The organism is Paraburkholderia fungorum, assembly GCF_003610895.1.
In the GTDB taxonomy this organism is placed as follows: Bacteria; Pseudomonadota; Gammaproteobacteria; order Burkholderiales; family Burkholderiaceae; genus Paraburkholderia; species Paraburkholderia fungorum_B.
Window position 1 is genome coordinate 1 of the sequence record NZ_MCAS01000016.1, and the last position, 20,747, is coordinate 20,747.

Genomic DNA, 20,747 nt, shown 5'->3' on the forward strand with positions numbered 1-20,747 from the left:
CACGACAACAAGTCATGCCTGATGACCATAGCGAGTCGGTCCCACCCCTTCCCATCCCGAACAGGACCGTGAAACGACTCCACGCCGATGATAGTGCGGATTCCCGTGTGAAAGTAGGTAATCGTCAGGCTCCCTAGCAGCACCAGAAACCCCACCCCGAAAAGGTGGGGTTTCTGCGTTTACGGCGGCGGAATCTCCGTCAGGAACACCGCTCACTCCTTCCCGATCCGCAGCGCGTTCGCGTAACCCGTCAGCTCCAGGTAGGCATTCCCGACGTCCGCGCCATCGCGACTCACCCGTACCGCACCTTCCCAGTACACCGCGCCGGTCGACTGCCGCGAATCAAGTTCCTGATCGTCCATCAGGGGATCGAGGTGCCACGTAAGCGCACCGGTTTTGACCGTCATCGAGACAGGATACGACGTGTTCGTGCGCGGCGAGCGCCACGTACGAACCGGAGTGAAATCGACCTGATCGTGGTTGAACGCCGTCACCTGACCGTCGCGATTTCTAAGTGCTGCATGTGCCCATATCGCATGTCCATCGCGACTGCGGACCTTGAAAGCCATCAAGGCTGAACCATCCGTCAGATTGGCGCCGAGCCAATCCCATCCGACCGCGTCGCTATCGAGCAGCGTGCTCGACCATTCGTGATCGAGCCATGCGGCGCCGGTAACGGCCGTTTCTCCCGACGATTTTCTGCCCGCCACAGCCGGTCGAACGACGGTGCCGGTCACGCGCAATTGCGGCTCGCTGTAGTAATAGCTCGCCTGCTCGGGGCGCGGACCTTTGCGGGAGTAGCCGCGTTCGCCCTGGATCAGCGGCGCCTGTGTGGGCGTCAGCGCGAGGTGCAGTGCGAATCCATTAGCGTCTGCTGTGACGTCGTAGTGGCCGTCAACGGCACGGGTGATTTTCCATGCGTCCAGTTTGACCTCGGTATTGCCCGGTTTCGCATACGCCAGCCCGAAGCCCTGGCGGCCAATGCGCTGATCGTGAGCAAGATGACCGAGCGCGGGATCGCTCAACGCGGCATGAGCAATGATCAATTGCGACGGAGCGAACGCACTCGGGTCCTCTGGGTCATGGCCGGTTGCCGAGCGAAAGAAGGTGATCTGGAAACCAAGCGGTTGATTGTCCGGTGTCGTCAGCCAGCCCGTTGCATACCACCACTCGGTGCGAAAAGCCGGATGTGCACCGGTATCTTGCGGAAGGACGATCGGATGATCCGGCGTGACCGCAGTGAACGCCGGCGCTGCGGCGAACGCCGGCGCGATGACCAGAGAACCCATGCAAAGCAATGCCGCGCAAGCTTTGGTGTTGAGCCGCCACTCACTCGCAACGCCGGGTAAAACAGCCGGCGAGGTACGCGACAAGGCGGTCGCTAGCCAGAAGCGACTCTTGAGGCAACAGCGGGCGGCTCGACCAGCGCGCTTTTTCTGATCGTTTCGCTCCACGCTCTCTCTCGCCGGCTCCTGCGTCACCTCACGCGGCCATCTCATCACCAATCCTCCTTCACCGCGCGCACCGCATCCACCGACACCGCGCCTCGTCCCGCAATCACCGCAGTCGAACACGAGGAGGCCAGCATCACCAACGCGACCGTGCCGAGCACGGTCCATGGAACATGCAGCGACATGCTCCAATGAAACGACTGCGGATTGACGACGAACACCAGGATCAGGCTGATCGCGAATCCGAGGACAAAACCCATCGCGATGCCGCAAGCGGTGAGCATTCCGCCTTCGAGTGCGAGAATCGCGAGAACCTGCGAGCGGGTCACGCCGACATGCCGCAGCATGCCGAACTCGCGGGCCCGCGCAAGCGTCTGTGCGGAAAACGTCGCCGCGACACCGAACAGGCCAATGACGATCGCGACGCCCTCCAGCAGATAGGTGACGGCAAAGCTTCGATCGAAAATAACCAGCGTATGCGCGCGAATTTCACCCGGTTGCGATAGTTCCAGTGATGAGCCGAAGGGCAGCGCACGCAGGCCGCTCATCACGCGCTCGACGCTCGTTCCCGGTTGAACGGTGACAGCCACATCAGTCGCACCCGTGTCGCCGGTCAGGCGCCGGTAATCCGAAAGCCGTATCTGGATCGCGCCGGTCTGACGCGCGTAATCACGCCAGATGCCGGCCACGACGAACACGTGACCACGCTCGCCGAGCGGCAGTTGCACGCGCTGGCCAGGCTCATATCCATACAGATCCACCATTGCTTCGGATACCCAAACAGGTGTTTCTCCGTCATGAAGCTGGGAGGGCGGCAGTACCGCTCCGGTCATTTGCAGATTCGCGCCAGGATCGGCGGCGTCGATTTCACGCGCAAGCACGGCGACATCAGGCCGTGCCGGGTCGAGCGTGAGATGGGAGAAGCGCGCAAACGCAGCGGTCTTAATGCCGGGCACACTCGCAAGCAGCGTCTGCTCGTCCGGGCGCAAGCCACCGGTGTCGCCGTTCGGCGCAACGCGAACGTATAGATCGGCCGAAAGCAGGTGGCCCAGCCAGTCTTCGACGGAAACGCGGAAGCTGGCCACCATGATCGCCATTGCGACGATCAGCGCGAAGCTCGACAGCACGCCGCCCATTGCGATCGATGCGTGACCGGGCGCATTCGCGAGACGCGCCAATGCCAAAGTACTCGCGGCGCCGGCGTGCCGCCGTGTGCCGAGAGCACGGTTCGCCGCACCAAAGATCAAGGCGGTCACGCGCGGCATCAGCGCAATTCCACCGATCAGCAACAGTGCGACGGCCAGATAACCGCCGATTGGTGTGTCGAACAAAGGCGGCGCTTGCGTGAGAACGGCGGCAATCAGCAAACAGCTCAAAGCGGGCCACGGCGTAGCCAGTCGCGCCAATGCGCCTTCTTCGGCGCCAGCCTTCAGCGCTGCCGCCGGGCGCGCACGCGCCGCCTCCAATGCGGGCGCAAGACTGCCTAGTATCGACACGGCGACGCCAAGCATCAGGAATAGCGCGGTTGCCAGCGGTTCGAAGCCGACATGCGGTTGCACGCCGGGAAAGTAGCCGCCGCCCAGATCGCTGCCGAAAAAGCGCAACGCACCGCTCGCGAGCGCATAGCCGAGCGCGAGTCCGGACAGTGAACCGAGCAGGCCCAGCAGTGCACCTTCCATCAGGATCTGGCGCAGCAACTGGCCACGCGTCAGTCCAAGCACACGCAGCATCGCGAACTGTGCACGGCGCCGCACGACACCCAGCGCCTGGGTCGAAAACACGAGGAACGCGCCCGTGAAAAGCGCCACCAGCGCGAGCACGTTCATGTTGATCCGATAGGCGCGCGACAGACGATCAGTGCGGCTTTCGGCATCGCGTGTTTCGGCGATCACCCAGCCGCTGCCGAGTCGCGCCTGCAGATCACGCTTGAAGCGTTCCCGATCGACGCCGCGTTCGAGTTGCACGTCGATGCGTGACAGCTTGCCGACCTTGCCGAACTTCCACTGCACAGCGGCAATATCCATTACTGCGAGCCGCTGCCCCGGCCGGGTTCTCACGAGACCGCCGGCCACGCGCAAATGCACGGTCGACGTGCCGTTTCGGAGCGCGACGTCATCGCCAACTTTCACCTTTAGCCATTGCTGCGCCGCTGTCGAAAGAAACACCGTATCCGCGGCGAGCGTATCGAACGGCCGTTCCGGCGCCGGTACGCCGATCAGGTCGGGCGCGATGCGGCTGGCCTTGAAGACGTCGATACCGAGCACGGGTAGCGCGGCGTTCCGATCCGGCACGGTGACATCGAGAGCGAGTACCGGACTCGCCAGAGCGACGCCCGGCTCGGCCGACAGGCGCGGGTAGATGGACTCGTCGAATAAGGGTTGCGCTCCGCGTATCTGCAGATCGGCCTCTCCCGAGAGGCTGCGTGCCGCCGCCGAGAACTCATTGAAGGCGGCGCTGTTGATCAACTGGACGGCATAGCCAAGCGCGACACCGAGCGCGATCGTTGCAATGGCAACCAGGGCGCGTCCGCGGTGACTGCGCCACTCGGCGCCCAATAGCCAGCGCGCGAGCACGCGGTGGCCTCGAAGCCGCTGAAGCGGGCGTGAATCAGCGTGCATTGCCGGCTGAACGCGCAATGGAGCGGGACGCGGGCGGCAAGTCAGAAACGGCGTGGCGCCCAGGTGACGAGTGCAAACCGCCATTGCTCAGAATCAGGATGCGATCCGCGACGGCCGCAGCTGCCTCCGAGTGCGTGACCATGATGGTGGCCGCACCGGTGGCCTTGCTTTGTGTGCGGAACAGGCTGAGCACGTCGTGCGCGGTATCGGGGTCGAGGTTGCCGGTGGGTTCGTCGGCGAGAATCAGTTTCGGGCGATGCACGAGCGCCCTTGCAATGGCGACGCGCTGCAATTCGCCACCCGACAGTTGCCGTGGAAAATCATCGCCACGGCCGGCGAGGCCGACGGCCTCGAGCATATCGAGCGCACCGGCGGTGGGCAGATCGTTCAGCAGCAGCGGCAGAGCGACGTTCTGTGCAAGCGTCAGATGAGGCAGTACGTGAAACGCCTGGAACACGAACCCCAGTTTTTGCCGACGCAAACGCGTTGCGGCGTTGTCGTCCAGCCGCGAGACCGTACTGCCGTCGATGATCACGTCACCGCTATCCGCGCGGTCCAGCCCTGCGATGAGATTGAGCAGCGTCGATTTACCAACGCCTGAATCCCCCATGATCGCGACGAACTCACCTGGCGCGAGCTTGAAATCGAGGTGCGCCAGCACAATGCGGCCGGCGCCATAGGCCTTGCCGAGCTCGCGGCATTCGAGCGCGGGAACGACACCTTCATCACGAAGCTCCATGCGGTATCCAATAAGTCTGGCCAGCGAAGATGGCGGTCCTGTCGTGCGAAGAAACTACCGTGCTGCGCACGAATGTCGGCCTCTGAACCGCCGAAGTATATTCGGGTTCTGTAAGGCTCGCAGTCCTGTGCCCCCATCGCCCGATACCGGTTTGAAAGCAGGCGGCCGGGCGGACCGCACCGGGTTTTTCGAGCGCGTGCAGACGCTTCTTTAGAGTGCCGGATCAAAAAAATTTTCTGTTCGCGGATGCGCTAAATTTTCGCCGGCGGTCCGAAATCGACCTCGATGGCGCCCCGCGCGCCCGCATGAATTATTCCAGTGCAGGCACCGGATGAAAGCGCTCATGCAAGAGCGGCTAACCTTCTGCCAACTGCATTCTTCTCCATGCAAAAAGCATGGGATATTTCCTGTTCAAATGACTTTGTGCGTTTGCACATTTTTTTGCATTTCGCAAGGGTAGGCGTGGCAACAATGCATTGCCAAAGGCGTTGCAGCATTGTTGCGCTGCAAAAGTATTCTTATCTTGGTAATCTCCCACCCTTGGTCATTCGACTGCGGGTAAACGCGAGGCGGGCAGCACCGCCTCGACGTCAATTTCAGCGAAATCCAACCTACAGATCCATTTCAATGCTTTCGTTTTGGAAGGCGTTGATGCGGCGTTTTGTATTTCAAGTTTTCAACAGAACACATGCCATTGCCTCCGCTTCTTAGCCTACTCATCTGGATCCCTATTGTCGCCGGCCTGGTGGTTTTGCGTGCCGGATCCGACGCGGCACGTAGTCGCACGCGGTGGCTCGCGCTGATCGGCGCGGTTGCGGGTTTTCTACCGGTGATTCCTCTCGTGTCGAATTTCCGCAACGACGTGACGTCGATGCAGTTCGTCGAGAACGTCCGCTGGTCGCCCACCTTCGATATTGCGTGGCATGTGGGCGTGGATGGGATTTCGCTGTGGCTCGTCGCGCTGACCGCGCTGACCACGATCATCATCGTGGTCGCTTCATGGGAATCGATCACCGAGCGTACCGCGCAGTACTTCGGCTCCTTCCTGATGCTGTCGGGTTTCATGCAGGGCGTGTTCACGTCGATGGACGGCATGCTGTTCTTCATCTCGTTCGAAGCGACGCTGATTCCGCTGTATCTGCTGATCGGGACCTGGGGCAATTCGAACCGCTCGTATGCCGCGGTGAAGTTCTTCTTCGTCTCGTTCCTCGGCTCGCTGATGATGCTGATGTCGATGCTCTACCTGTACAGCCAGACGCACAGCTTCGATCTCGCGCTGTGGCGCGAAACGCATCTGAGCACCTGGGCACAGGTCCTGGTTTTCCTCGGCTTTCTCGCCGCGTTCGGTGTCAAGGTACCGATGTGGCCGTTGCATACGTGGCTGCCGGACGTCCACCTCGACGGCCCGACCGGTGCCGCCGTGATGATCGGCATGCTCAAGCTCGGCGGTTACGGTCTGCTGCGTTTCGCGCTGCCGATCGCGCCGCAGGCCAGCCATTTCTTCGCGCCGATGATGATCACGCTGTCGCTGGTCGCGGTGATCTATTCGAGCCTGCTGGCGCTCGTGCAGACCGACATGCGCCGCCTGCTGGCCTATTCGACGATCGCGCACATGGGTCTTGTGACGCTCGGCCTGTTCGTCTTCAACCGCATCGGCCAGGCGGGTGCAATCGTGCAGATGTTGTCGTACGGCGTGGTGTCGGGCGCGATGCTGCTGTGCACGGGCATGCTTTACGACCGCACGAAGACCGCTTCGATCGCGGAATACGGCGGCGTTGCCAACACCATGCCGCGCTTCGCTGCGTTCGTGATGCTGTTCTCGATGGCCAATATCGGCCTGCCGGGCACCTCGGGTTTTGTCGGCGAGTTCATGGTCTTGATGGGCGCGATCCGCTTCAATTTCTGGATCGGCGCAATCGCGGCCACCACGTTGGTGCTGAGCGCGGCCTACACGCTGTGGATGTACAAGCGCGTGATTTTCGGCGCGATTGCCAACGCACGTGTCGCGAAGCTGCAGGACCTCGGCAAACGCGAGTTCGTGTTGCTCGGCGCGATGGCTTTGCTGGTGCTGGCCATCGGTATCAATCCGAAGCCGTTCACCGACGCGATCGACCCGTCGGTCGGTACGCTGCTGGCTCAATCGGAGCGGAGCGCACATCCTTCGGATTCCGTACCGGTTGACGGTGGCGAACATCTGCAGGCGGCGGCGCCGGCAACCGTGGCGGCACGCACGCCTGGCTGACTGGTAGGAGGCATTGCGCGGGTGCAGCATTCGCGACGCGGGCGCTGTCTTTGCCTGAAGCGCTTTGCCGCGCCGACTCACGTCCCTTTTAGCGTATCCGACGCAGCATGATCTGAATGGTCATGCTGCGTTTTATCGCTTGTACGAAGGGATTTTCGTGATCTGGCGACTCCGCCGGCACCTTGCGACAGCGCACGGCCGACCTTCACATGCGCACGAACCTGCGACAACATGTCGCGCGGTGTTGCGACGCAATAGATCATTGCAAAATCGAGTGTTTATATCCCGCTGACGAGCCCCTATTATGCGATCGCTTATAAAAAGGAGAGCGGTCGAATGACGTTCGTTGAAGTCGTAAAAGAAGGGAAATGGATATGAAAGGAAAGACTTTGCGAAGGTCGTCAAGTTTCCTTTCCATCGGCCTCATGGTGTTGCTCTCGGGTTGCAGCAAGCTCGATGTTCTGAATCCGAAGGGGAGTGTGGGTCTGGCCGAACGTGAGCTGATTGCCACGTCGACCTGGGCCATGCTGATTGTGGTGGTGCCGGTCATTGCGCTCACGCTTCTGTTCGCGTGGCGCTATCGCGCTTCGAACAGGAATGCAGAATATCGTCCGGGTTGGGTGCATTCCACCGGTATCGAAATCGCCATCTGGACGATTCCGACGCTGATCATTCTGTTTCTCGCCGTGCTGACGTGGAAGAGCACGCACGAGCTCGATCCGTACAAGCCGCTCGAATCGCAGGTGAAGCCGATCAACGTCGAAGTCGTCGCGCTCGACTGGAAGTGGCTCTTCATCTATCCCGACCTCGGCATTGCATCGGTGAACCAGCTGGCGTTCCCGGTCGGCACGCCGGTGAACTTCGTCATCACGTCCGACACGGTGATGAACTCCTTCTTCATTCCGCAGCTGGGCGGCCAGATCTACGCGATGGCGGGTATGCAAACGCGTCTGCACCTGATCGCCGACGAAGCCGGCAACTACGCCGGCACCGCGGCGAATTTCAGCGGCCGGGGGTTCTCGGACATGAAGTTCCGCGCGCTCGCCACGTCGCCTGAAGAGTTCAACGCATGGGTCGCCAAGGTACGCGCCTCATCCGACCGCCTCGACATGGACCGCTACCACGCGGTGTCGGCGCCTACCGAGAAGGAGCCCGTGCGGTACTTCTCCTCGGTCGATCCGAAGCTCTTTCACAACATCATTGCCCGATACAACAACGGTAACGTCCTCGACAACATGAACGACGCTAACTGTGCGCCAAAGGGTAAGGGGTAACGCATGTTCGGAAAACTCTCACTCGACTCGATTCCGTACCACGAGCCGATCATCATGGTGACGGCTGCCGGGATCGCCCTCGGCGGGGCGCTCGTTCTGGGTCTGATCACCTATTTTGGCAAATGGCGCTACCTGTGGACCGAATGGCTCACATCGGTCGACCACAAGAAGCTGGGCGTGATGTACATCGTGGTTGCGCTCATCATGCTGTTCCGCGGCTTTGCGGACGCGATCATGATGCGTACCCAGCTGGCGCTGTCGTATAACGCGCCAGGCTTCCTGCCGCCGCATCACTACGACCAGATCTTTACCGCGCACGGCGTCATCATGATTTTCTTCATGGCGATGGCGTTCATGGTCGGCCTGATGAACATCATCGTGCCGTTGCAGATCGGCGCCCGCGACGTTGCGTTCCCGTTCCTCAACTCGTTGAGCTTCTGGATGACCGCGATCAGCGCGATCCTGATCAACATCTCGCTGGTGATCGGTGAATTCGCGCAAACGGGCTGGCTGGCTTATCCGCCACTGTCCGAATTGCAGTTCAGTCCAGGTGTCGGGGTCGACTATTACCTGTGGAGTCTGCAGCTCTCCGGTATCGGCACGTTGCTGACTGGTGTGAACTTCTTCGTGACCATCGTCAAGATGCGCGCGCCGGGCATGACGTTCATGAAGATGCCCGTGTTCACGTGGACCGCGCTGTGCACGAACGTGCTGATCATGGCCGCCTTCCCGATCCTGACCGTCACGCTCGCGCTGCTCGGTCTGGACCGCTACCTCGGTATGCACTTCTTCACGAACGACGGCGGCGGTAACGCCATGCTGTACCTGAACCTGATCTGGGCATGGGGTCACCCTGAGGTGTACATCCTGATCCTGCCGGCGTTCGGTATCTTCTCGGAAGTCGTGGCGACGTTCGCCAAGAAGCCGCTGTTCGGCTACAAGACGATGGTGTGGGCAACCTGCGCGATCATGGTGCTGTCGTTCCTCGTGTGGCTGCACCACTTCTTCACGATGGGTTCGGGCGCTGACGTCAACGCGTTCTTCGGTATCGCGACAATGGTCATTGCGATTCCGACCGGCGTGAAAGTGTTCAACTGGCTGTTCACGATCTACAAGGGCCGTCTGCAGTTCACGACGCCGATCCTGTGGACCCTCGGCTTCATGGTCACCTTCACGATCGGCGGTATGACCGGCGTGATGATGGCGATTCCAGGCGCGGACTTCGTGCTGCACAACAGCCTGTTCCTGATCGCTCACTTCCACAACGTGATTATTGGTGGTGTGCTGTTCGGCTACCTGGCCGGTTTCAACTACTGGTTCCCGAAGGCGTTCGGCTTCAAGCTGAATGAGACGTGGGGCAAGGCGTCGTTCTGGTTCTGGCAGATCGGTTTCTGGGTTGCGTTTACGCCGCTGTACGTGCTGGGCTTCATGGGCATGACGCGTCGTCTGAATCACTATGACAATCCGGATTGGCACCCGTGGCTGATTTTCGCGTGGGTCGGTGCTGTGCTGATCGCCATCGGGATCGCTTGCCAGGTGGTGCAACTGGTCGTCAGCATCCGCGACCGCAATCTGCCGAAAAACCGCGACGTCACGGGCGATCCGTGGGACGGTCACACGCTGGAATGGGCCACGAGCTCGCCGCCGGCGTCGTACAACTTCGCGATCATTCCGGACGTGCGTGAACTGGACGCATTCGCTGAAATGAAGCTGCGCAAGAATCCGCCGAAGCCGGTGTATCGCGACATTCACATGCCGTCGAACACGTCCGCGGGTCTGGTTGTGGCGATGTTCTCGCTGGTGCTGGGTTTTGCCGCTGTGTGGCACATCTGGTGGCTCGCGATTGTCGGTCTGGTCGGTTCGATCGGTACGGTGATCATTTACAGCTTCCAGAAGAACGAAGGCTTTTACATTCCGGCCGCCACGGTAGCGGCGATTGAACGAGAACGCTCCGGCGCCGGCGCGCAGGTCGCGATTGAAGAAAAACGCTCCCGCGCTGATGCGCAGGTCGCGTTGGAGGTGGATTGATGTCAAACAACACACTTACGGCGGGCTCGCATCATCACGATGCGCATCATGCCGATCACCCGCCGTCGCATTCGGTATTCGGCTTCTGGCTGTACCTGATGACAGACTGCATCATCTTCGCGTCGCTGTTTGCGGTGTTCGCGGTGATGCAGCACCAGTTCGCGGGTGGGCCGACCGGCAAGGATCTGTTCGAGATCCCGGGCGTCGCGCTCGAAACGTCCATGCTGCTGCTGAGCAGTATCACGTACGGCTTCGCGATGCTGGGCGCGCATAAGAACCGGAAGGGTGTGCTGCTCTTCTGGCTCGGCGTGACGTTCCTGCTCGGTCTTGCGTTTCTCGTGCTGGAAATGCGCGAGTTCTCGCACCTGATCGCACAGGGCGCGGGGCCGAGCCGCAGCGCGTTCCTGTCGTCGTTCTTTACGCTGGTCGGCACGCACGGTTTGCACGTGACGTGTGGCCTGATCTGGATGGCGGTGCTCGCCGTCCAGGTGATGCGTCATCGCGATCTGACCGAGCGCGACATGATCCGTCTGACGTGCCTGAGCCTTTTCTGGCACTTTCTGGACGTCGTGTGGATCGGCGTCTTCACCTTTGTCTATCTTGCGAGCGTGATCTAAATGGACCATAGCGAAACCGCACACCTGGCGCACTCGGGTGAAAGTCACGGCAGCTTCGGCAGCTATACGGTGGGTTTCATTCTCTCCGTCGTGTTGACCGTAGCAGCGTTCGGCCTCGTGCTGACCGGCACATTGACAGGCGAGAACGCCTTGCTCGCCATCGCGGGCCTCGCGTTCGTGCAGATCGTCGTGCATCTGATTTTCTTCCTGCACATGAATGCGTCGTCGGCACAACGCTGGAACGTCATGGCGTTCGGCTTCACGGTGCTCACGGCCGTTATTCTGATCATCGGTTCGTTGTGGATCATGCATAACGTCAGCATGCACATGATGTCCCGCTAGGCGGATAACGCCGCTGCTTGAGAAAAACCCCGCAAGGCGAAAGTCTTGCGGGGTTTTTCATGTCCGCCAAAGACTCGCTATGCCGACACCTCCCAGCCATTCGAGATTGACCCGCGTCGAAACACGCGTTAGCATCGTTTCCATGATCGCTTCTATCCATTCCCGTTCGCATTCTTTGCACGCATGCTGTCGCAGCCTGCCAAGGGGAATTCGCGTCTAGCGAGTCGATCTGTACTGTCCGTATCCCTGAGGCCACCCGTCACAAGACCGGTGGCTTTTTTGTTTTGGTCCTTCTGTTCCGCTTTTTTACGCGCTTTTCCGCGTTTACCGCTACTGGAGTTCACATGCCGCTCGTGCTGTACGACACATGGTCGCGCACCTTACGCGCTTTCTCGCCGATTCAGGCAGACCGCGTGGGCCTGTATTGCTGCGGCCCTACCGTGTATGACCACGCGCATATCGGTAACCTTCGAACCTACGTGTTCGAAGACGTGCTGCGACGCGCACTGGAGTTGAACGGCTACGCGGTGCAGCACGTTGTCAATATCACCGACGTGGGTCATCTGGTCTCCGATGCCGACGAAGGCGAGGACAAAATGGAGAAGGGCAGCCGGCGCACCGGCGAATCGGCATGGGCAATCGCAGAGCGCTATACAGCGGCCTTGATGAACGACTGGCGCGCGCTGAACCTGCTGGAGCCCTCTGTGTGGTGCCGGGCGACCGATCACATCGCCGAACAAATCGCCTTCATCGCCGCGATCGAGCGCAAAGGCTATACCTACCGTACAGCCGACGGCGTCTACTTCGACACGAGCAGGCAGGACGATTACGGTTTTCTCGCACGTCTCGATGCGGCGGGTCTGCAGCCCGGCAAACGCGTTGCGCCAGGCGAAAAGCGGCACGCAACCGATTTCGCACTCTGGAAATTCAGCCCGCCGGACACCGTGCGGCAAATGGAGTGGGATAGTCCGTGGGGCCGGGGCTTTCCCGGTTGGCACATCGAATGCTCGGCCATGTCGGCGAAATACCTGAGCCCGTGGTTCGACATTCATTGCGGCGGAGAAGATCACATTGCCGTGCATCACAGCAATGAAATCGCCCAGACTCAGGCATGCCATGGGACCCGTCTGGCGAACTTCTGGATGCACGGACACTTCCTCATGCTGGACGCCGGCAAGATGTCGAAGTCGGGCGGCGACTTCGTGCGCTTGCAGACTTTGACCGGGCGCGGCATCGATCCGCTTGCGTATCGCTACTTGTGCCTGAGCGCGCATTACCGCAGCAGCCTGCGTTTCAACATGGCGGCACTGGACGCCGCGCAATCCGCGTTGGACCGTTTGCGCAGAGTCTATGTGCAATGGCCCGAAGGCGGCACGCCCGACACGAACTGTGTCGATCGTTTCAAGCTCGAGGTCGATCAGGATCTGAATCTGCCGCGTGCGCTCGCTGTGTTGTGGGACGTGGTGAGAAGCGATCTTCCGGCGGCGACGCGGCGAGCAACGGTCGATCGCTTCGACGCGATACTCGGACTTCGGCTCGCCGACTGGAAGGAGGACGTGTCCGCGATTCCCGCCGCTATCGCGCTGCTTGCCAACGAGCGTGAAAGGGCCCGCGCGGCAAGAGACTGGAACGAAGCCGACCGTCTGCGTGAGCGTTTGAACGCCGAGGGCTGGCATGTCGAAGACAACCCGGGTGGGCAAGTGCTGCGGCGGATCGGGTCGCTGGATAAGGTGCAATAACACTCAAACATGCAACAACACACAATAACGCGATCAGGATGGGCCGCGCCCGTTCATTGACAGTCCTCCAACGCACGGGCACACTTCATCGTCATGCGAAACGTCACGTCCATCGCGATTGCGATCCACCGTCATGCACGAGGCCACTCGGCTTCGTCATCGGGGGTGTGGTCGCGTTAGGATTTCGCAGCAACGCAAGTCACTTAGCCCCCGCCGGTAACGGTTGGGGCTTTTTTGTTGGTAACGCCTCTTCCGTGCGCCGGCTCACTCAAGGAGCAGCACATGACGGACACGATTGTGATCGACTGGTCGGCGCTACCGGTACCCATCGACGATGGCGCGGCCAGTCATCTGGAGGGGACCCGCTTGCCGGATTTCGCGTTGACTTCGACGAGTGGCGAAGCCGTGCATCTGGGCAGCCTCGCGGGGCGAACGGTTATCTACGCCTATCCCTGGAAGAAACAGCCGGACGAGCCGCTGCTCGAGGGCTGGCTCGCGATTCCGGGCGCCCCGGGATGCACGCCGCAATCCTGTGCTTTCCGCGATCATGCAGACGAACTCAGAGAGGCAGGGGCCGCTTATCTGTTCGGACTCTCTACCCAGCACCCGGCCCGTCAGCGCGAGGCCGTGGATCGCCTGCACCTGTCGTTTCCGCTACTGTCCGATCTGAATTTGCGCTTCACTGAGGCACTCTCCTTGCCGACCTTCGAAACGGCCGGCATGAAGTTGCTTAAGCGCCTGACGATGATCGTCAGTCACGGTGTCGTCGAAAAGGTCTTCTATCCGGTGTTTCCGCCGGATCGGAATGCGGCCGACGTGCTCGCGTGGCTGAGGGCGCATCGGCCGGATTGAACGCCTGGCGGTGGATGAAAAGCGAGCCCTCAACCCTGCGCGCCGCGCCATCCGGCGAGCAGGGTCGGCAATTCGGCCATGTCCCGGAAGACGTGAGCCGCGCCCGCGCCATGCAGGGCAGTCGCGCTGCTGTGGCTCAGTTCCACCGGACAATAGCCGAACACCGTGGCGCCTGCGGCTACGCCTGCCGTCACACCCGTGACGGTATCGTCCACCACAGCGCAACGTTGCGGTTCTACGCCCAAGCCTGCGGCCGCGGCGAGATAGACATCGGGATAGGGCTTGTTGCGCGGCGTTTCGTGACCGCTCGCGATGTGTCCTTTGAAGCAGTCGAGAATGCCGGCCTTCGCCAGTTGCAGCTCGACCTTGACGCGATCGGCGCCTGAGGCAACGGCAATGCGCCCGCCGAGTGTCGCGTAAAGCGCGCGCACGGCCGAAGCCGCGCCGTCGATCGCCACCAGTTCACGATCGAGCGCCTCATTGCGGCGCGCGCGAAACTGCATGAGCCAATCCGCGGTGATCGCGAAACCGGTACGCGCCTCAATGAGGGCGGCTTCATCCCTGACGGCCTTGCCGACAAAAATCTGCATTGCCTCTTCGACGCTCAATTGCCAGCCCAGCTCGCCGAGCATCTCGGTGAGTACGCGGTTGGTGATGGGTTCGGAGTCGACGAGTACGCCGTCGCAGTCGAAAAGTACGGCGTCGAAAGGGAAATCAGCCATCGGGCAGGATACGGAAAGTGGTCGCGGAACCAGCAAGGATACCTCACCGGCTCGCGCGACCTTGCACAACTCCGCACAGCAGCTATGCGACGGTTCCCCGTGAAAGATCAGGAACCGGCCTTATACCCGTCACTCAGGGTTTTCATAAATGCGATGATGTCCTGAATATCCTGATCCGTCATGGCCGGCTGATCGCCGAATTTGCGATCGAACGGCGCATCGGCGACGTCGACATTGGCGTGATACTGCGGCGGCAGATCGTTGTACTTCTGTACCTTGCCCGAAGCGTCCCGCGGATAGATTTTCTCGGGCGCCGTATTGCGCAGGTTGTAGAAGTCCATGACCTGTTTGAGGTCGTGATAAACGCCGTTATGGAAGAACACCTTGCGCTCGGCAACATTGCGCAGGGTCGGCGTGAGGAACATCCCGCAGTACTGCGTCTCCTTCTTCATGTCATCGCGGAACGGCCCGCACACGCCCATATCGAAGAACTTCGGATCCTTGTTGACCGGAATGGCCGGATTGCGCGGCACGCCAAGCGCCTCGTACTGCGTGTCGGTAAACACCGGCGGCAGGCCATCCTTGCTGGGCTGACTCAAGTGGCAACCGGCGCAGTTAGCCTTGTCCTTGTCGTTGAACAACTGCAAGCCGTGCAACTCGGCATGCGTCAGACGTGCTTTACCTTCGAGCCAGTAATCGTACTTGCTGGTAAAGGCATGGAACGACTGATCCTCAGTCTGATACCGTCCCACCGCGAACATGGCCTCCGAGATCAGCAGGCTCGGATTGTTGACGATGCCCGGTCCGAAGATCTGTTTGAACTGATCCAGATACTTGGTTTGCAGCAGCTTGTGCGCGACATCTTCTTCTGTCGCATTAGCCATCTCCACCGGATTCATCAGCGGACCAAGCGCCTGGATTTGCAGCGTATCGGCGCGGCCGTCCCAGAACAATCCGCCTTGCGGCACCATCGCCGGAGCGGCAGGGGCGGCAAGCGCCGTCTTCTGCGCGCGCTGCACGCCGGCCGCTTGTGAGGCCAGTTGCGTCATATCCACCGGCACGTCGGTGTCGCCCTGGTCCGGTCCGATGCTGAACGGCGCCTGGCGGTACAGATACGCCAGCGACGGCGGCGGCCGGTAGCCGGCCTGATTCATGTGCGCGCCGCCGAGTTGAACCGGGAACGCGTTGTCCGGTGCGTACGAATGCTGCGGCGAATGGCAGGACGCACACGATTGCGTACCCGAGGCCGACAGCGACGCGTCGAAGAAAATCTGTTTGCCGAGCAGCGCAACCGCGCTCAGCGGAGCGTCTTGCGGACGCATCAATTGAACCGGATGAGGATTCGCGCCGGTAATCTCTTCAACGATCGCGCCGACAGCGGGCGGCATCCGTTCAGGATAGACGAGCGCGTACGCGCAAACCACGACGAGCGCAAACACGATGCCGGCAGCGCTCCACGCGAGCAGCTTGAGCCACGAGCGGCGGGTAATGACGGGACCCGGCTCACCGCCGGCGGGCAGGTGCGAGGGCAGGACGGCGTCTGAAGGATGATTCATGGCGGTGGTGACAGGTAATTCGATCAGGTGCGATCAAAAAGCAAAATCGAGCCAGCACGTTTGCACTGGCTCGACGCCCAACTACAGCTTGATGTGTTTCATACCCTGCCGGCACCGCGCTTCATGCCGTCATGCACGAACAGCACGCGTGCATGACGTGACAGCAAACTAGCCGGAAGCGCACCGGAGGGGCGATTCACGCGTGCCGCTCAGCTTGCCGGCGGTGCCGACAGCTTGATACCCAGGTTCTGATCCAGATACACCGTCGGATTGTTGCCGGAGCCCGAGAAGTTGAACATGTTCATGATGCTGCCGGCCGTTGCATCGAACGAACCATTGCCAAGGCGTTGACCGCCGAGCCAGTTGTCTTCGATGAACTTGACCACGGAGGCCTGCGTGATCGGCGTATCGTCGACGAAGTTGACCTTCGCCCACGGCGACACCACGATAAACGGCGTACGCGTACCCGGGCCGCAACGGCCGTTCACCGCGCCGCCACTCACGCCCTGCGGTTGAGTCGCGCCCGTTGCCGTGCACTGACCCGTGCCGCTCAGGTTGTCCGTGCCCGCCACCGTCACGCCGCCCGCGGATTGCGCGGTGGTCGAATCGAACGACGAGTTCTTCGGCGCCATGAAGCGGTGATCGTACCAACCGTCCGAATCGTCGTAGGCGATGATCACGGCGGTGTTCTTCCAGTCAGGCTGTTGCTGCAGGAAGTTGATCACCTTCGTGACGAAAGCCTGCTCGTCGATCGGGTCCGAGTTGCCCGGGTGACCGTCGCTGATCGCCGGCGCCTTCAGGAAGCTCACCGACGGGAAGTTGCCCGCCGACACTGCCGCGAAGAAGTCGTTGGTGTCGTACTGGTGGTGCACCGGCGTTGCCGTGTTGTCGAGCGGATCGGTCGAGCCGATCACAGCCGTCGACGACGGACGCGTATGCGCGAGGTTGGCCGTGGTCGGGTAGTACTGGAACCAGTTGTGATGCTGCACGTAGTCGGTCTTGGTCGCGTTCAGCACTTGCGAGAAGGTCGAGCGTGCGCAACCGGTCGTGCCGTTGGCGTTGGTGGTCGTCAGATTGAAGCCGCCCATGAAGCCGCCCCACGTGAGACCCTTCGCGTTCAGCAGGTCGCCGATGTTCTTGTTGTTCGAGGACATCGCAGCCGTGACCGTGCTGCCCGCCGCGATCGTGCAGGCGTCGCCCGTCGGGTCAAGGTCGCCGACCAGCGTGAAGCCGCCGGCCGAATCCGGAATCGCGTTGGCCGAGGTTCCGCCCGTCACCACAACACCGTTGTTCTGGCCCGACACCACTTCGATTGCGCCAGGCGTCGACGGACCGTACGTGTCCGTGTACGCGTTCTGGTTCATCGCGAAGTTCTGTGCGTAGTTCCACATTGCCGTGACCGTGTTGCCGTCGAAGTAGCCGAGCACCTGGCCCTTCGTGGCGAACGCGCCGGTGCTGCCGGCAATCGTCGAACCGGATGCCGTGAACAGCGGGAACGAGTCCATCGCACCGTTGTTATACGCGAGCTGTTCCGCGGCATACGCGTGGTTCTGGCTCGACGTATTGGCTTGCGAACGATCGAGACGGAACGGCAGCAGGTCGGCGGCCGGCAGGCCGAGGCCCGCAACGTTCACCGCGCCGACTGTGCGGCCAGCCGTGTTCGGCGAGGTCGACAGCGCGTTCGGATTCGCGGTGATCAGGTTGTTGCTGGCGAGGTTGTTGACCGTCGGCGTGCCCGCGGCTGCCGTGAATTGCGGCTCGCCGACCGGGTTGCTGGCTTGCGGATAGGTTGCGAAGTAGTGGTCGAACGAGACGTTCTCGCCGAAAATCACCACGACGTGTTTGATCGGCGTAGCCGTCGCAACGGCATCCTGCGCCGACACCGTTGCTGCCGGCGTCGATGCGGTAGACGGAGCGGACGCCGCTGCCGGCGAGCTCACATTGTTGTTGCCGCATGCAGCGAGCGCAAGCATCGCGGCAAACGGGATGGGTAAGAGGGTTCTACGGAACATGTGACTGGCTCCAGATTCGACTTCGCCGTTCAGCGTTTCCAGTGATGCACGTGTGGATGTTCGCTGGGGATATTGTTAGAAAGTTAGAAGTACAGCTGAGACGTCTTACCGCTACAAACAGCGCGCATTGAAACATCCGCTGATTAAGATTTGAGGGCGCGAACATTACGTTGCCTATCAGTTGCCATTCATTTGAATAACTTTTTCTGTCGTTCTACTTTCTATAAGCCGCAAAGTGAAGGCGGCGCTGCCGGTCACGACTCGCAGGCGTCATGGCGTTTCTTTCAGTGCAAATCAAAACGACGGATTTCTCCGGCTGTTGCGTTCAAGAAGAAACGCAGCCGCTTGTGGCTTCGGCACTGATGGGAGAAACCAGCATGACATCGACCAAACCGGTCCGCCTTCTGACTTCCGTGCTCGCTGCGGCGATCACGTGCGCCGCGGCGCTGACGGCCGTGCCCGCTTTCGCGCAGGCGGTGATCGTCGCGCCAATGGCACCGCCGCCGCCGCGCGTTGAAGTGATGCCGGCGCCGCGTGCCGGCTACGTCTGGGATCAGGGCCGGTGGCGCTGGGACCACGGCCGTTATGTGTGGATACCGGGCCACTGGCGGCCGGTTCGTGTCGGCTATCGCTGGGTGCCGGGGCATTGGGTGCAGCGCGGCCCGAACTGGCGCTGGGTCGAAGGGCATTGGGCCTGAACGTCGGGCACCGTGACGTACCGCTTTGCGCTATGGCGCGCTTTGTAACTCAACCGGACAGGTTGTCATGAAAACGCTTGTGATCATTTTGCTGGCGGCCACGCTCGCCGGCTGTGTCGTCTATCCGGCGCGGCCGGCCTACTATCGACCGGCGGTCGTCGTATATTGATCGCAATGCACACTGCAATCAGTCCGGTGCGCACCGTTCGAAGCGGTGCGCGCACAACCCGTCGATCCGCGCTCCGCATCTCGCGCGCGCGGTGGAGCCGCATGCCTTGAGCGAACGCGATCCCGATGCCGAACTGCTGGCGGGGGTTGCCCGGCAAGATCCGGCTGCCGTCCGCTCGCTCGTCGCGCGTAAGTTGCCGCGTCTGCTCGCGCTCGCCACGCGCATGCTGGGCGATCGCATGGAAGCGGAAGACGTGGCACAGGAGGTCTTCGTGCGGATCTGGAAACAGGCCCCGCGTTGGCGGGAAGGCGAGGCGAAGGTCGACACGTGGGTGCACCGCGTGGCGCTCAATCTTTGCTATGACCGGTTGCGCGGCCGCCGCGAAGTCCCTGACGACGATTTGCCCGACGCAGTCGACCCCGCCGCATTGCCCGACGCCGCCCTCGAAGCCCGCGCCCAGGACGAGCGCGTTCGCGAGGCGCTCGCCGCATTGCCGGCACGGCAGCGCGAGGCGCTGGTGCTCAATTACTACCAGGAAATGTCGAACATCGACGCTGCCGCCCTGATGGGCTTCACGGTCGATGCGTTGGAAAGTCTGCTGGCACGTGCGCGCCGCAATCTGCGCGCCCAACTGGCCGGCAGCGGCCTTAGCAAGGACAAGTCATGACGCCCGAAAGATTCCATCAGATCGTCGAAGCCTACGGTGCCGATCCGCGCCGCTGGCCGCAACAGGAACGCGCAGCAGGACAGGCCTGGGCTGCGGCGCATCGTGCCGAGGCCGATGCGGCGCTGGCGGACGCGGCCGGCATCGATGCGTGGCTGGCAGCCGACAAGGTCGATCCGCCGGGCGCGGCGTTGCAGCAGCGCGTCATCGGCAGCGCGCCGGTACGGCGGCCCAGTGTGCCGCGCCGGCGGTTATGGTGGTCGGGCGCGGCGGTGGCGGGCGTCGGCCTGCTGGGCGGCGTGGCCGGCGCGTTTGCGGTGTCGTTCTTCGTGTTGACGTGGACGGCTCCGCCCGTGCACGAGTCTTCTTATTTAACTTCGAGTTTCGGTGGTTCATCTGCCGATTGGAGCGGCGAATGAACGGCCGGTCATGGAAAATCGTGCTGGTGGCTTCGCTGGTGCTCAACGTGTTCCTGGTGGGTGCGATTGTCGGTGGTGCTTATCAATGGTTCGCGGCGCATGGCGCATTGACGCCGGCGCAGGCACAAGCCCAGGCGCAGCAGCGCACGGCGTTGCGTTTCGCTGCCGAAACGCTGTCGGCCGAACGTCAGAAGGCGTTTCTCGACGGCTTGAAGAAGGCGCGCCGCGAGGGCCGCGAGTTTGCGCGTGATGGCCGCGAAGGGCGCCACGAAGTGTTGCGCCTGCTCGCCGCGCCCCAGTTCGATCGCGCGGCGCTGGATGCCGCGCTGGCCCGCACGCGTGAAGCCGACAGCAGTTTGCGCGCGCAAGTGGAAGGCAGTGTGGCGGATTTTGCGGCCACGCTGTCGCCCGAGGAGCGCGTCGAGTTCGCCGACAGTCTGAAGCTGCGCGGCCAGTGGCGTGAACCGCAACCGGCCGCCAATGCGAAAAAACCGCCGCAACCGGCCGCGTCCATGCCGGCCGCGTCTGAGTCGACCATGTCCAGGCCGACCACGAGTGACGCTTCGGGTGCCGCTTCGGGTGGATAAGAATTTCTGGGCGGGCGC

Annotated in this window: 17 protein-coding genes and 1 rRNA gene; 12 read left to right on the forward strand and 6 right to left on the reverse strand. The window is 61.7% G+C overall.

The features are described 5' to 3' along the window. Positions 1 to 17: 17 nt before the first annotated feature. Positions 18 to 130, forward strand: a 5S ribosomal RNA gene (rrf, locus tag BCY88_RS17070). A gap of 82 nt (positions 131 to 212) precedes the next feature. Here the strand turns inward: rrf and BCY88_RS17075 are convergent. The 3 genes from BCY88_RS17075 to BCY88_RS17085 form a co-directional block, all read right to left on the reverse strand. Next, on the reverse strand, positions 213 to 1,289 hold the full coding sequence (locus tag BCY88_RS17075) for a lipocalin-like domain-containing protein (protein ID WP_120345400.1): 1,077 nt from the start codon (positions 1,287 to 1,289) through the stop codon (positions 213 to 215). 209 nt (positions 1,290 to 1,498) lie between these two features. Beyond that, positions 1,499 to 4,069: an FtsX-like permease family protein gene (locus tag BCY88_RS17080; RefSeq protein ID WP_120345401.1), complete on the reverse strand. Its 2,571-nt coding sequence runs from the start codon at positions 4,067 to 4,069 to the stop codon at positions 1,499 to 1,501. Then, entirely contained in the window at positions 4,059 to 4,808 is a 750-nt protein-coding gene (locus BCY88_RS17085; RefSeq protein ID WP_259461428.1) for an ABC transporter ATP-binding protein, read from the reverse strand. Before BCY88_RS17085 ends, BCY88_RS17080 begins: the two co-directional genes overlap by 11 nt. A 688-nt stretch (positions 4,809 to 5,496) precedes the next feature. Between BCY88_RS17085 and BCY88_RS17090 the strand changes: the two genes are divergently transcribed. From BCY88_RS17090 to BCY88_RS17120, 7 genes are all read left to right on the forward strand, one after another. After that, the gene (locus BCY88_RS17090) at positions 5,497 to 7,050 is read left to right on the forward strand and encodes an NADH-quinone oxidoreductase subunit M (protein WP_120345402.1); all 1,554 of its coding nucleotides are present in this window, start codon (positions 5,497 to 5,499) and stop codon (positions 7,048 to 7,050) included. Between the two features lie 374 nt (positions 7,051 to 7,424). Continuing rightward, positions 7,425 to 8,324, forward strand: a complete 900-nt coding sequence (gene cyoA / locus BCY88_RS17095; protein WP_120345510.1) for a ubiquinol oxidase subunit II — start codon at positions 7,425 to 7,427, stop codon at positions 8,322 to 8,324. A 3-nt stretch (positions 8,325 to 8,327) separates the two neighbouring features. Continuing rightward, positions 8,328 to 10,352, forward strand: coding sequence for a cytochrome o ubiquinol oxidase subunit I (gene cyoB / locus BCY88_RS17100; RefSeq protein ID WP_120345403.1), 2,025 nt, complete (start codon positions 8,328 to 8,330; stop codon positions 10,350 to 10,352). Further along, entirely contained in the window at positions 10,352 to 10,969 is a 618-nt protein-coding gene (gene cyoC, locus BCY88_RS17105; protein ID WP_120345404.1) for a cytochrome o ubiquinol oxidase subunit III, read from the forward strand. The genes cyoB and cyoC overlap by 1 nt, the downstream gene beginning before the upstream one ends. Next, positions 10,970 to 11,311, forward strand: a complete 342-nt coding sequence (gene cyoD / locus BCY88_RS17110) for a cytochrome o ubiquinol oxidase subunit IV (protein ID WP_120345405.1) — start codon at positions 10,970 to 10,972, stop codon at positions 11,309 to 11,311. It begins immediately after the preceding gene. Between the two features lie 344 nt (positions 11,312 to 11,655). Further along, positions 11,656 to 13,050: a cysteine--tRNA ligase gene (gene cysS, locus BCY88_RS17115; protein ID WP_120345406.1), complete on the forward strand. Its 1,395-nt coding sequence runs from the start codon at positions 11,656 to 11,658 to the stop codon at positions 13,048 to 13,050. A gap of 282 nt (positions 13,051 to 13,332) precedes the next feature. Beyond that, complete coding sequence (locus tag BCY88_RS17120) at positions 13,333 to 13,902, forward strand: peroxiredoxin (RefSeq protein ID WP_120345407.1); 570 nt, start codon at positions 13,333 to 13,335, stop codon at positions 13,900 to 13,902. Positions 13,903 to 13,931: 29 nt separating this feature from the next. Here the strand turns inward: BCY88_RS17120 and BCY88_RS17125 are convergent, their stop codons facing one another. From BCY88_RS17125 to BCY88_RS17135, 3 genes are all read right to left on the reverse strand, one after another. Continuing rightward, complete coding sequence (locus BCY88_RS17125) at positions 13,932 to 14,624, reverse strand: HAD family hydrolase (protein ID WP_120345408.1); 693 nt, start codon at positions 14,622 to 14,624, stop codon at positions 13,932 to 13,934. 107 nt (positions 14,625 to 14,731) lie between these two features. Continuing rightward, entirely contained in the window at positions 14,732 to 16,180 is a 1,449-nt protein-coding gene (locus tag BCY88_RS17130; RefSeq protein WP_120345409.1) for a cytochrome-c peroxidase, read from the reverse strand. Between the two features lie 209 nt (positions 16,181 to 16,389). After that, positions 16,390 to 18,192: a phospholipase C gene (locus tag BCY88_RS17135; RefSeq protein ID WP_120345410.1), complete on the reverse strand. Its 1,803-nt coding sequence runs from the start codon at positions 18,190 to 18,192 to the stop codon at positions 16,390 to 16,392. A gap of 377 nt (positions 18,193 to 18,569) precedes the next feature. On the opposite strand from BCY88_RS17135, the gene BCY88_RS17140 reads away from it, so the two are divergent. The 4 genes from BCY88_RS17140 to BCY88_RS17155 all read left to right on the forward strand — a co-directional run bounded on the left by BCY88_RS17140 (position 18,570) and on the right by BCY88_RS17155 (position 20,729). Beyond that, complete coding sequence (locus BCY88_RS17140; RefSeq protein ID WP_120345511.1) at positions 18,570 to 18,890, forward strand: YXWGXW repeat-containing protein; 321 nt, start codon at positions 18,570 to 18,572, stop codon at positions 18,888 to 18,890. A 260-nt stretch (positions 18,891 to 19,150) separates the two neighbouring features. Further along, positions 19,151 to 19,726: an RNA polymerase sigma factor gene (locus tag BCY88_RS17145; RefSeq protein WP_120345411.1), complete on the forward strand. Its 576-nt coding sequence runs from the start codon at positions 19,151 to 19,153 to the stop codon at positions 19,724 to 19,726. After that, complete coding sequence (locus tag BCY88_RS17150; protein ID WP_120345412.1) at positions 19,723 to 20,142, forward strand: hypothetical protein; 420 nt, start codon at positions 19,723 to 19,725, stop codon at positions 20,140 to 20,142. Before BCY88_RS17145 ends, BCY88_RS17150 begins: the two co-directional genes overlap by 4 nt. After that, the gene (locus BCY88_RS17155; protein WP_120345413.1) at positions 20,139 to 20,729 is read left to right on the forward strand and encodes a periplasmic heavy metal sensor; all 591 of its coding nucleotides are present in this window, start codon (positions 20,139 to 20,141) and stop codon (positions 20,727 to 20,729) included. Before BCY88_RS17150 ends, BCY88_RS17155 begins: the two co-directional genes overlap by 4 nt. Positions 20,730 to 20,747 lie beyond the last annotated feature (18 nt).